Annotated in this window: 16 protein-coding genes and 1 pseudogene; 14 read left to right on the forward strand and 3 right to left on the reverse strand. The window is 34.6% G+C overall.

Annotation, left to right across the window (positions count from 1 at the left end; translation table 11 throughout):
- The first annotated feature begins 144 nt into the window (after positions 1-144).
- Together Q4534_RS23770 and Q4534_RS23775 are read left to right on the forward strand one after the other, a co-directional pair.
- Positions 145-765, forward strand: coding sequence for a hypothetical protein (locus Q4534_RS23770; protein WP_303615656.1), 621 nt, complete (start codon positions 145-147; stop codon positions 763-765).
- A 194-nt stretch (positions 766-959) separates the two neighbouring features.
- The gene (locus tag Q4534_RS23775) at positions 960-1,520 is read left to right on the forward strand and encodes a hypothetical protein (protein WP_303615657.1); all 561 of its coding nucleotides are present in this window, start codon (positions 960-962) and stop codon (positions 1,518-1,520) included.
- Between the two features lie 251 nt (positions 1,521-1,771).
- On the opposite strand, the gene Q4534_RS23780 is transcribed toward Q4534_RS23775, so the two are convergent.
- Positions 1,772-2,488, reverse strand: a complete 717-nt coding sequence (locus Q4534_RS23780; protein ID WP_303615658.1) for a hypothetical protein — start codon at positions 2,486-2,488, stop codon at positions 1,772-1,774.
- The gene (locus tag Q4534_RS23785) at positions 2,475-2,963 is read right to left on the reverse strand and encodes an RNA polymerase sigma factor (RefSeq protein ID WP_303615659.1); all 489 of its coding nucleotides are present in this window, start codon (positions 2,961-2,963) and stop codon (positions 2,475-2,477) included. Before Q4534_RS23785 ends, Q4534_RS23780 begins: the two co-directional genes overlap by 14 nt.
- 311 nt (positions 2,964-3,274) lie before the next feature.
- Between Q4534_RS23785 and Q4534_RS23790 the strand changes: the two genes are divergently transcribed.
- The 6 genes and pseudogenes from Q4534_RS23790 to Q4534_RS24135 all read left to right on the forward strand — a co-directional run.
- Positions 3,275-3,829: a hypothetical protein gene (locus Q4534_RS23790; protein ID WP_303615660.1), complete on the forward strand. Its 555-nt coding sequence runs from the start codon at positions 3,275-3,277 to the stop codon at positions 3,827-3,829.
- A gap of 4 nt (positions 3,830-3,833) precedes the next feature.
- Complete coding sequence (locus Q4534_RS23795) at positions 3,834-4,412, forward strand: hypothetical protein (protein ID WP_303615661.1); 579 nt, start codon at positions 3,834-3,836, stop codon at positions 4,410-4,412.
- Positions 4,413-4,571: 159 nt separating this feature from the next.
- Positions 4,572-5,279: a DUF6438 domain-containing protein gene (locus Q4534_RS23800; RefSeq protein ID WP_303615662.1), complete on the forward strand. Its 708-nt coding sequence runs from the start codon at positions 4,572-4,574 to the stop codon at positions 5,277-5,279.
- A gap of 144 nt (positions 5,280-5,423) precedes the next feature.
- On the forward strand, positions 5,424-6,275 hold the full coding sequence (locus Q4534_RS23805; protein WP_303615663.1) for a hypothetical protein: 852 nt from the start codon (positions 5,424-5,426) through the stop codon (positions 6,273-6,275).
- 118 nt (positions 6,276-6,393) lie between these two features.
- Entirely contained in the window at positions 6,394-7,155 is a 762-nt protein-coding gene (locus Q4534_RS23810; RefSeq protein ID WP_303615664.1) for a carbon-nitrogen hydrolase family protein, read from the forward strand.
- Between the two features lie 225 nt (positions 7,156-7,380).
- Positions 7,381-7,506, forward strand: a pseudogene (locus tag Q4534_RS24135) (GNAT family N-acetyltransferase); the annotation flags it as partial.
- 373 nt (positions 7,507-7,879) lie between these two features.
- Here the strand turns inward: Q4534_RS24135 and Q4534_RS23815 are convergent.
- Positions 7,880-8,170, reverse strand: coding sequence for a hypothetical protein (locus tag Q4534_RS23815; RefSeq protein ID WP_303615665.1), 291 nt, complete (start codon positions 8,168-8,170; stop codon positions 7,880-7,882).
- 32 nt (positions 8,171-8,202) lie between these two features.
- On the opposite strand from Q4534_RS23815, the gene Q4534_RS23820 reads away from it, so the two are divergent.
- From Q4534_RS23820 to Q4534_RS23845, 6 genes are all read left to right on the forward strand, one after another.
- Positions 8,203-8,697: a hypothetical protein gene (locus tag Q4534_RS23820; RefSeq protein ID WP_303615666.1), complete on the forward strand. Its 495-nt coding sequence runs from the start codon at positions 8,203-8,205 to the stop codon at positions 8,695-8,697.
- A gap of 47 nt (positions 8,698-8,744) precedes the next feature.
- The gene (locus Q4534_RS23825; protein ID WP_303615667.1) at positions 8,745-9,011 is read left to right on the forward strand and encodes a transposase; all 267 of its coding nucleotides are present in this window, start codon (positions 8,745-8,747) and stop codon (positions 9,009-9,011) included.
- Positions 9,012-9,058: 47 nt separating this feature from the next.
- The gene (locus tag Q4534_RS23830) at positions 9,059-9,889 is read left to right on the forward strand and encodes an IS3 family transposase (RefSeq protein ID WP_303615668.1); all 831 of its coding nucleotides are present in this window, start codon (positions 9,059-9,061) and stop codon (positions 9,887-9,889) included.
- A gap of 327 nt (positions 9,890-10,216) precedes the next feature.
- Positions 10,217-10,927, forward strand: a complete 711-nt coding sequence (locus Q4534_RS23835) for a hypothetical protein (RefSeq protein ID WP_303615669.1) — start codon at positions 10,217-10,219, stop codon at positions 10,925-10,927.
- A gap of 181 nt (positions 10,928-11,108) precedes the next feature.
- Positions 11,109-11,885: a TlpA disulfide reductase family protein gene (locus tag Q4534_RS23840; protein ID WP_303615670.1), complete on the forward strand. Its 777-nt coding sequence runs from the start codon at positions 11,109-11,111 to the stop codon at positions 11,883-11,885.
- Between the two features lie 207 nt (positions 11,886-12,092).
- On the forward strand, positions 12,093-12,334 hold a 242-nt coding region (locus Q4534_RS23845), incomplete at its 3' end, for a hypothetical protein (RefSeq protein WP_303615671.1).

A 12,334-nucleotide genomic window follows, 5' to 3' on the forward strand; every position in this document is an offset into this window, starting at 1 on the left:
GCTCATCATTATAAGAGTTTGTTGATGAGCAATATACCAATGGTAAACCTTTAGCTACCGGAGGTTGAGTTCAACAAGGTATATAGTGCATGGCTTCCTAACGTCAGCCACGACACCATATACAGACCGTTGGCAAACATTAAAATGAAGACAGTTCTGTACATATTAATTACTCTCATTTCGACTGTCTCTTATGGACAAATCAGCGGAACCGACAGTGACAAAGCTGATTTGCTAATTGACAATTATCGAAATTATATCGATTCGACAGACCGGTTGACTAATGGAGCCAAGATTTTCTATATCAGTGACACGTTATTCAAGGGAATGATATTGACCTTGAAAAATGGCGACAAAATTGAACTCGACCTAAGATACAAATACAACTATCGTGGCTACACAGAATTAGGTGTTGACTTTGAGAATTATGTACTTATCAAGAATCGTGGAGACGGATCAGGAAACCCTGAACAACTCCGAGTAATCAACAAAAACACAGGTGAAGACCGGTGGATCGGAAACTATCCATTCTATCTTGACAAGGAAAAGGAAATCGGAGTTTACAAAGCCTATACAGATTCATCCTCACAAATTGTAGTTCACGACTTCTCGACCAACAAAACAGAGGCTTATCCGACTCCTGACACTAAATGTATCTGCTGTGGTTGTTATGAAATTGTCCAATTCGACAATGATGATTTTACGATAAAATTTGTTGACCCCGATGACAATGAGACAGAACTGAAAATGAAAAGAAAAAAATAACGATTTGCCAACATCGGCTATAGCAAATGCGGGCTGATTGTTTAAATATGAAGATTTTACAACTAAATAAAATTACGGTAGGCGGCCAAGAAAGCGGTTTCAAAATCCCGCACTTGCCATAGCCAGGGCCGTTAGCTGCAATATTAAGGAGTCATCGTTCACAAATAAGGATTGAAAAAAAAATAAAAATTCTGATGCAATTAGCAATTAAGTTCAAATTCGTATTAACAACATTTTTAATGTTTTATGTATTTAATTCGTTTGGGCAATATCATGCAGGATACATTATTAATAACAATGGAGAAACTTTAAAATGTGAAATTCTCCTACCTAATTATTTAAATGGACAATTGAACTATTCAGCTTTGACAAAAAATATTACGACTAAGACTGAAACAGGTATAATTAGATATAAACCAACCGATATAAAAATTGCAGAAATACAATTGGAAAATAATGACAAAGTTAGATTTATGTCGATTCCAGAAGACAAAAAACAATTTTTTCAAGAAAATGAAATAGGAAAATTGTCATACTTCACTTTGCATATAAGTAATTCGGGATTTGCTGCCCCAATTTTGAGAAAAGATGGCAAATTGACTTATTTGAATGTAGTTAATAAAAAGAAAAGAGTTGGAAATATGATTGCTGATTTCCCAAAACTACGTGAAGATTGGAATAATGGTAAATACGATTTTACTGAGCTACAAAATGTTGTTAAATTGTACAATCAACATTTTGAAGAAATGAAATAAAGCAGCTAACATCACCTTGGATACAGCGGGCGGTTCAGAGTAAATATGAAAATCAGTATCTTTAAGAAGTCAGGAGTTAGCTTGAAGAATACGGCTCCGGATGCTCGCCGAATCCAAGCTGAAACACGTTATGCACAACTACGTATCATAGAAAAGATCAGTATACAGCAATTTAATAGTGCAATGAAGAATATTACAAAGCCCAAGCAACATACTCGGGCTTATGATCTTTACCATTATAAATAACAACTTTATGTTTTGCTTTGGGGTCTTGTCTCTTCAATGCTTGCTGTTGATTTAAAATCTTCTTCCCTAAGCTCCTCAAGTGCATGCTCAATATCAGTTACCGTTTGGGTATATCTCTTCAAGGCAAGTCTGGAAATAGCTGGTAAAGTAGCCATTAGCAATATTACAAATACGGCATAATAAGATTCGAATATAAATGCACCGGATGAGGTGAAATTCAGATTTTTAAACCCATTGATTGACATGAAAATATCGATTAGAATAAAAATTAAGATTATATTGATAGCTACCATGCCTCCAATTTTAGACTTTCGTGTGTAAGCCTTGAGGTCTCGGTGTACTTGTTCCATTGATTCCTTGATCGTTCCGGTATTGAAAGTCAAATCCATAAATTTCCTATTTTTAATGGAATCGATGAGACCGAATACTACAAGTACTTCCATTAGCCCAATAATGGCGTAAGACCTGCTCATTTGTGCAACCGTATGCAAGTCAGGGTGGATGCTATTCCAATACAGAAGGAATAACATTGCACAAGGAATGAGAATCACCGCAAATAGGTTCAGATTATAGTCGTGATTTAATTTCCGCTTCATTTTATTGAGGACACCATTTCCCTTTCTGGTGATAATCTCTAAGATATTCTCCTGTGCCATGTCTTGGTCGATCAATTGTTTCTCGGCCAGTGTTTTCCATATTTTTTTTAATTCAACTGTTTCCATCTTTGAATGATTTTAAAATTTGAGACTTGATTCTACTGATTTTAACACCGGTATTACTTTCCGAAATTCCTATCATCTCTGCGATCTCTTTATAGCTGTACTCGTCCAGATATAACGTGATAATCGCTTTGTCGATAGGCGACAGCTGACTAATGGATTGATAGAGTTTCTCCTGATTAGCATTTTCAGGAGCATGGTTACTGGCTATATGCTTCATGTCTGCCTCGGTAATCTTGACCTGCTTCAATTGATTTTTCTCCTTTCGGAGGATGTCAATCGCCGCATTTAGACATACTCTGTACATCCAAGTGGAGAACTTAGCCTGATGATTAAAACTCGGAAAGGCCTTCCACAATTGGATGATGAGTTCTTGGTGATAATCCTCTTTTTCAAGTCTGTCTCTAAAGTACAGATTACTTATTTTGTGGACGATCCCTTGGTTTTGATGCAGTAGCCTTGTAAACTTCTCTTCCATAATTATCAACTAATTTCTACACAACAAGACGGAATTCAATCACCAAAACTTACAAACCTCAAAAAATCTTTTGTAAACATCATTTCTGAACACCTCCTGATGCAGAACTGGTTTTGATAGCCCTTGATTGGAGAATGGCGAGAACTAATATGTGCATAACAAACACTATCATCCATAAGATAACAGTGTTATTTGCAAAGGCTAGTGCGATGAGATACTTTTATAGAAGTTTGAAAAGTCCAGCTTACGGATGATAGTTGGACGGTTATGCACAATTGTAAGACGAGACAACGGTAAAAATATCGACACAAATGGAAAGAATAAACATAGAATATCTAAAGACTGACTCAATTGAAGATGAGTTTGAAATTGAACAATTTTGGATAGACATACGAAAAGAGCTTTATACAATAGAGGAAGACAATACACTATTTTATTTTAATGTTCGAAGAGGACACGCATCTGCTTACATTGGTGAATATGCAGGAATATTCTTTCAAGTTTTAATAGACATAATTCCGTTAGCTGATGCAACTTTATCTATTTGGGAAAAAATATCCAATCACATAAAAAGCAAAAGGGATAAAGGTAATATTGTGAGAATTCTTAATTTGACTTTGCTTGAAAATCTGTGCAGATATGACTTAATCAATCACAAAGGAGTTAAGAATTCAGAAATAACAAAATCAGAGAAACTTGTTGATAAAAGTATCGACAGAGATGATTCTGACATTGACTTTCCATATGAGGAAACTTTGGACAAGGTCAATTGTGCTAAAATAACTTTTGAAAGTAAAAAATACAGGTATGTATATATAATCGCCTCAGACGGTGACATTACTAATTATGAACGAATAGAAATTTAATAATATGAAAATAGCATTTATTCCAACTGGACTATCTGAAGATTTAATGAATCTCAAACTTTCCGAGATAAAATCGACTGATCTTGATGTAATACTTGAACAACTTAAATCTATTGACACCGAAGTAGAGATAACAGAAACAAATTTTGGAAAAGGTGCTGATTGGATATTATTAGTTGCAACATTAAGCTCTATTGCCTATGTAATTTCAGTAGGTGACAAATTAGAAAAGGGAATAGATGGATGGGTAAAAATTGGGAAAAGAATTTCTAAGTTATTTCCTAAAAGTGACAAACTTTACATTGACGAAGACGGTGCTAAAATAATAGCAATGACAAACATCGCTGCAAAGTACAATTTAACAAGCATTGCCTTAAAAGATAGTCAGGTTATATATTTGGTAGACTACTCGACTTGGTTTAGACAACGTGAAGCGGACAGTTTTACCTCGAAACCTTTCAACATTTATAATTTTACATTTGATGTGAATGATGAAAGAACTATTGTACTGAGTATAAAGTCAAATGGGGAAATAACTGAACTATTGAATATTGAGAATGACAAACTTGACATACCCTTCTAAAAGAACAACTGTGCATAACAGCCGTTTGGCTCAATGGCGGGTGACGTGGTTAATTGAACATTCTACCTCGCATCAGCTTTTGTGGTGTATTGACAGTTTTGCACTCCGAAATTCGCCACTGCGCCAAGCGCCAAAACGTTATGGACTATTTCAAGAACGATGAAGATAACCTTCTACATATTTTTATTTTTGACTCTCCTTTCATGCAATAAAAGAGAAGAAGAAAATATTTCTCAAAAACTAAATGGGTTTTGGTTTAACGATGATAAAATTCTTTTATTCAGGGATTCAGTAATGATGCATCCTATTTATGAAGCTCCAGGCTTGTTTGAGTTCACCATTAATGATGAAATGCTAATCGTCAAGAACACTCAGGAGTACTTTGAAAACATCTATGATACTTGCTTTGTAAAACTTGAAAAAGACAATGAATTAACCTTAGCAATTGATGATGTAGGTTATACATTCCAAAAATTTGAATCCACACAAGGCATGAATTTTAATAGGCTATACTTCGAAATTGAACCTTGTCATGGATTTTGTCCAGTTTTTCAAGTAGAAATTTTTCCAGATGGCACAGTTAATTTTAATGGAATAGAGTACACTGAAATAGAAGGTCCAAACGAGTATAATTTTAATATTGAAATAATAAATGAAATAAATAACCTATTAGAAGTGGTTAAAATAATAGATTATCCTGATGATAAATTTTCAAACCCACCCGATTCTCCAAGATTTAATATGGGTGTGGAGTATCCAAATGGATTAAAAATTTCAATAATTGATGGATTGTTTGAAGGGAAATATGAAAACATAATAAGGTATTTTTACTTTTTTGAAAGGCAGTTAATTGAAAACAGTCCATAACATCACCTTGGAATACAGCGGGCGGTTCCGTTAAATTTAAAATTCAGTATCTTTAAGAAGTTAGAATTAGGCTGGAAGGGAACGACTCTGAATGCCCGCCGGCTCCAAGCTGAATCCCGTTATGTGTAACTGTAACAAACGTTAATGATAGACAATTTGCCAGAGAAACCAAAAACAATCATTTCTGACTTAAAAGAATTTGATAAAAACGAAAAGTCTTTGCATATGTCTACAACTGCAAAGAATATTGACAGACTAAAAGACCTGTCAATTGAAAATTTGTGGCTAATTGGAGCAAACGACAAAGAATTAAGAAAAATTCTTCCTTTAGTTAAATTAAAGTATCTAAACTTATATCAAGTATTGGTTAAGGACTTGACAATACTTGAAACCCTTTCAAAAACTGAGACTATTATTTTGCACTGGAATACAAAAGCAACTGCACTTTGGAACATAGATGAAAATAAATGCTTAAAAACTCTTGAGGTCACAGATTTTTCTAAACTGGAAGACATAAACCAGCTTTCACAAGCCAGACAAATTAACAGTTTAACATTTGGTGGGGGACACCAAAAACCGTTGAGAATAAAATCACTTAAACCTTTAGAAAGTTTAAAAAATTTAAGGTTTCTCAATTTGACAAATATAAAAATTGAAGACGACACATTACAGCCTTTAGGTAAACTAATAGACCTTGAAGTACTGCAATTATCAAATCAATTTGAAACTAAAGAGTATGCTTGGTTAGCAACAAGACTTCCAAATACTAAATGCAAAATGTTTCAAGCAACAAACTCTTGCAAAATTGTAAATTCAAAGAATAATATAGTTCACGACACCATGGTTACTGGAAAACGAAAACCATTTTTGCTTTCTAATAAAGACCAATTAAGAATTGATAAATATATAAAGGACTTTGAACGACTAAAAAACAAACTCTCCGAAAAAACAGCAACACATAACATCACCTTGGATCCAGCGTGCGGTTCAGAGTGAATATTAAATTTAATATCTTTAAGAAGTTAGGAGTAGCATGGAAGCGAACGTCTCAGAAAGCCCGGCGTCTCCAAGCTGAATCACGTTGTAGGCAATTAAAACAAACTGTATTCAAGAAATGAAAATTTGCATTGCACAAACAAAATCCGAAAAAGGAAATATCCAAAGGAATATTGAAAACCACTTGGAATTTATTGAGCGTGCAATCAAATTAAAAGCCGACTTGATAATATTTCCCGAACTCTCAATTACAAACTACGAACCTGATTTAGCGAAAGAAATGGCGACAGACACTGAAAGCAATATTTTTAGTCCATTTCAAGAAATATCCGATACAAATGAAATATCTATTGGAATTGGAATGCCAACAAAAGCAACTGACGGAATAAATATCAGTATGCTGATTTTTCAGCCAAATAAGGGACGATTAGCTTATTCCAAACAAATGTTACATTCGGACGAGTTGCCATTTTTTGTTTGTGGTAAAAAACAGACTTTTTTAAACATTAATGGAGTGCGAATTGCAATTGGAATTTGCTATGAGACATTGCAACGAGAACATTTTCTAATTGCAAAAGACCAAGGAACTGACATTTACATTGCAAGCGTAGCCAAACCGAATGGCGGAATTGAAAAAGCATACAAACACTTTCCTCAAATAGCAGACGAGTTCAACACGCCAATATTGATGTCAAATTGCGTTGGACATTGTGACAACTTTATGGGCGTTGGACAAAGTGCTATTTGGAACAGAAAAGGCGAGTTGATTGAACAACTTGATGATAATAATCAAGGACTTTTGACTTTCGACACTAAGACAGAGCAAACTGAAAAGGAACAGCTGAAAATTGAAAAAGGAACATTATCAGATTTAAACTAACTTTTCCAAATCTACTTGAACGGCAAAAATGAATTAGAGAAAGATGGAATTTACCAATGGTCTAACAATTATCCTACTCGCTCAATAATTGAAAGTGATTTAAAAAAAGGTGTCTTATTCGTTTTGAGAAATCACAAAGAAATTATCGGAGCAATTAACATAAGCGAAGAACAAGAACCCGAAAATGAAATCATAAATTGAGAATTTGATAACTTAAAAGTATTAGTCATTGACCCAAAATATCAAGGGAAAGGATATGCAAGAAAATTAATGGATTTTGCTGAGAAGTTTGCAAAAGAAAACAACTACTCTTCGATAAGATTAGATGCTATACCCAAAACAAAAGAGTGATTAATTTTTAAGCGAAAAGAAAATATTTCATACGTGGAAATGTAAATTTTCCCGAACGACAATACCCGTTTCATTGTATGGAAAAAGAAATAATAACTGCCTACAATCGTGTAGACGGCCCCGCCAGATTCCTCTGACGGGGAGCGCCTCACACACCACCGTACGTACGGGTCTCGTATCCGGCGATTCATTGGATTGTAGGTTGTGATTTGAGGTAATAGGTAAGCATAGATTCATATCCCTTTCTTCTCAGGCGTGACAGAGTAATAGTGGTTATCAAAATCGGACTCTGAGCTACTGCCCATCCTCCTTTTCTACCCTCCCGCCATCTGGCCCTTCACTAAAAAAACCTAAAGAGGTCATTTCTTTACGCTCAGTCCTTCCATGCATAGGCATGGTCTTGGTCTACCCCTAATCTGATAAGGTTCCCGGGAACTCCCTCACATGAGGGATACCGATAAAACTCGGCACAGGCTACCGACATGCTTCGGCACAGGTTTTCACCCTCTGGAATAATTTGGTATCTTCGATACCAGATGCCCATGCTGGGCACACACACAGCATATAGCTTATGGCAGGTAAACGGCTGCCAGCAAGGTTTTCGCTCCGTAGCCAGTTTTGGTTTCGGTGGACAGGAAAGTGCTTCGAAACCGCCACAAGCCATATGCGAACCGTTATGTGCAATTCAATAAATTCATGAACAGAATTCTAAGGATCCCCAAATGGTTACTTTTTATCCTTCTTTTAATCGTTCCCACAACTTTTCCTGTGAGCGATTTGGGCAATTATATCAAAGTAGCTTTCGGATTGCTGGTTGTTATTTGGATGATAAAAGTAAATGAAGAAATGTACTTAAGAATTAAGGGCAAGGCTTCAATAAAATTCAACCTTTTTGCTTTTGGACTAATCTTCGCATTTATATACTTTTCTGCTATTACATTGCTAACTGAAGGTTATAATATTAGTACTGAGAAAGATAACTTCTCCGAGTACGGTAATCTAGTTTATGTCTATTTAATAGGTCATCTGATATCCTTAGCTGGATTCTTTTACGCTCTTCATTTTACGGCATATTCAATTCATGTACTAGAAGAACAATTATTTGGTAAGCATACTGAATACACTAAACTTCTAATCGCTTTATTCTACTTTCCAATCGGTATTTGGTGGTGTAGGCTTCCCCATAAATAGGACGGTTGTTAATTCGAATTTATTAACTTTAAATTTAAACTGTCACTATGAAAAGCAGCAAATTTAGCGAAAGCCAGATTATCAAGGCTCTCAAAGAAAACGAACAAGGAAGATCAGTTGGAGAAATTTCCAGAGAATTAGGTATTGATAAGAGTACTTTTTACTACTGGCGCAAGAAGTTTGGCGGCATGGAACAACAAGATCTGAAGCGTTTAAAAGACCTTGAAGAAGAAAACAATAAACTCAAGCAAATGTATGCTGACGTTAGTCTTGACAATAAAATGTTGAAAGATTTATTGTCAAAAAAGTTCTAAGACCTTCTGACAAGATCGTTCGGGCAAAGTATCTTATTAAAGGATATTTGGTTCCTATTGCTCGTGCCTGTAAGGTTGTTAATTTAAGCAGGTCAATGTGGTATTATCAAAGTAAAAGGGATGATAGCGAGGTTGTTGATAAACTTTCTAACCTAGCAGAGTCCTATCCTACTAGGGGCTTTGATGAATATTATCATAAGATCCGTCGAGAAGGTCTAATATGGAACAGAAAGCGCGTATTAAGAGTGTATCGTAACATGAAGCTTAGTTTGAGGCGAAAACATAAGAAACGCTTAATAAAGCGTGAGAAACAACCTTTAGTAAGCACTAGTGTACTCAATGAATGCTGGAGTATGGATTTTATGAGCGATGCCCTAACGGATGGCCGTAAGGTACGCGTTTTTAATGTGCTTGACGATTGTAATCGGGAAGCATTAGCGATTAATATTGGTCTTACTTATCCAGCTCGAGAAGTTGTAGAAACCTTGAATTGCCTAAAAGAAGAAATAGGAACTCCTAAATTTGTGAGATGTGATAATGGCCCAGAGTTCATCTCTAAAACATTTACAAATTGGTGCAAAAAGAACTTTATAGAAATCAAATACACGCAGCCGGGAAAACCGATGCAAAATGGATATATAGAACGTTTTAATCGACTCTTCAGAGAAGATATTTTAGATGCATATTATTTTAATGATGTCTATCAGCTACAAAAAATCAGCAATAACTGGAGAGAAGATTATAATTTTAATCATCCACATAAATCATTGGGTAATAAATCACCTAAAGAATACCGACCCAGATTTGATGAAGAATTTAAATTCTTCATCAAATCTGATCTAAACAATAATTATTTGTCGAATTTTAAAGTGTCCTAGAATAGGGAAGGCTACAGTGGACTCAAGCAAAAATAAATAGAATAATAAAAACTGAAATGGTTGAAGAAAGTGCACATAACAAAACCTAAGGTGCAGCACCTCATAAAGTTTCTGTTTTCAAAAGGCCATTTAAACTAAGCCTTATCGCAACGCCTCGTGGCGGAAGCATTGACTGTTTAGAAATTAACAGAATGCCAATTCTGATCTTATAACTTGCGTTGCATCTCTCCTACTTCTGAAGTCGCTCAGACTTTGCTATATTTCGTGACATTAAACAAAACACGAAAGCGGCAGCCGCACATTAGCCAAACCGTTATCTGTAAGTATATGAAAAACAGTAGATTAAAAATATCGATTGAAAAACCTTGTAATAAGATAAACTGGACAAGTATGTCTGATTATGAAAGAGGAAAATTTTGTTCAATCTGCTCCAAAAATGTTATGGATTTTTCTAAAATGACAGATGAAGAAATCGTCAATTATCTAAATGGAAGTGAAGAATCTATTTGTGCCAGGCTAAATCAAAGCCAAATGAATAGGAATTTGAATATCAACAAAGCCAACAAAATAAACCATTGGAATAAAATTGCAGCAACTTTGGCTTTAATGACATTAACAACGGTAAGTTATTCAAATACTAATAAAGATAATTACTATAAAACAGAATTGAATATTAGGGATTTGCCTCATAATAAAGGAAATTTTTATACTCAAATAAGTTCAATTGACAGTATTCCTAATATCATAAAAGGGAAAGTTGTTGAAGAAGGTTGGGATTACCCAGTTAAAACATTTGTAATTGTTAAGGGAACAAAAATTAAATCCGAAACAGACTCTTTGGGAAATTTTCAAATAGTAATTCCGAAAAAATATAAGAAAGAAGAAATAATACTTATAGTCAAATCTACTGGATTAGAAAATGACACTGAGTTAAATTTGAAAATTTCAGAATTACCAAAAAATGAAATAGTAATTACTAAAAACCCAATGGTTATTGGAGAAGTAATTAGGATTAAATGGTGGCAATTTTGGAAATAAAGCAAAGTAAAGCTACAGATAACATCACCTTGGATACAGCGGGCGGTTCAGAGTAAAAAGAAAGTTTACTATCTTTAAGAAGTTAGGTGTAGGCTGGAACAGCACGTCTCTCGGAAGACCGCCGTCTCCAAGCTGAAACACGTTGTATGCAATTTGACCCAAAAAATCTTAAAAGAAATACATGAAAAAAATTAACCTTCTATTTACTGTCGCATTTTTAATATTTGGTTGTAATGAAAGTGAGCCTAACTTTTACAAAAACCTCTACACTGGTGAAATATATACGACGCTTGAACACGAAAAATTTATCGGAGGTTTATATATAAAAGTATCTGATTCCCTAATAAAAAATCAAGGATTAACAAATCTGACAAACATCAAGGAAACAAGAGACTCGTTATTGCAAGAGATTCGAGTCATTTCAAACTATAATAAAATTATAAAAAGTGGAGATTCAATAATTCGTCCCTTTTACTATGACCTAAGAATTGGTAAAGAATATTTAATTAGGTCTAAGAATTTTGAAAAAATAGGATTAGAAATAATAGAGGAAAAACATACAACACTTGAGGGTGAAGAGATAAGTATAGGTGGTAAACAAGATAAACCTACTCTTATAAATCTTTGGTTTATTGGTTGTCGTGGATGTATCGAAGAAATGCCAGCATTAAACCTTTTAAAATCAAAATATGCTGATAAAGTGAATTTCGTTGCAGTAACTTTTGACAAAAATGAAGATGTTATTAAATTCTTGGATAGAAAAGAGTTTGAATTTGCTCATTTGACTAACAAAAAAGAGTTAATTAAGGTAATTGCCACTAAACCTTATCCTGAAAACATTTTTATTGACAAGAATGGCATTATAAAATATATCGAAGGTGGAATAGGAAGTGGTGACAATCTGAATTTAGTAATTGAACACTTTGAAAAAATTTTGGAAGAATTAATAAATGAATAAAAACTGTATACAACAGCAGCTACCCAAAAGTGGCGGTTCAGTGGTTAAATCAAGCTTTGTGCTTCCATAAAAGTTTGTGCTTGGTTGACAGTGAAGTGCTTCGAAATCGCCACCTTCGGGTAGCTGCAAACCGTTGTGGCTAATTTGAAAATGACAAGAATAGCATTCATACTGACCTTTGGACTTTTAATTTCAAGTTGTAATAACATGACAACGACTTCCTCAGAGTCAATTCCAGAAATGATGCAACCAAATTGGACAGGACTTGACATTGGAAGCTTTCCCGTGAAATTTGGACAGATTTTAAAGTTTGAGAATGACAGTGCTGAAATAAGGGGTATTGTTTTGGACTTTAGTGAAGACGAAGGCGGACTGATTATTCCGACAAAAGTATACCAGCATTCCGCGGCAAAGTATACCAGTCTTTTCTCTGGCATCTTAATCCTTAA

It is taken from the genome of Cyclobacterium sp. 1_MG-2023, from assembly GCF_030546805.1.
GTDB lineage: Bacteria > Bacteroidota > Bacteroidia > Cytophagales > Cyclobacteriaceae > Cyclobacterium.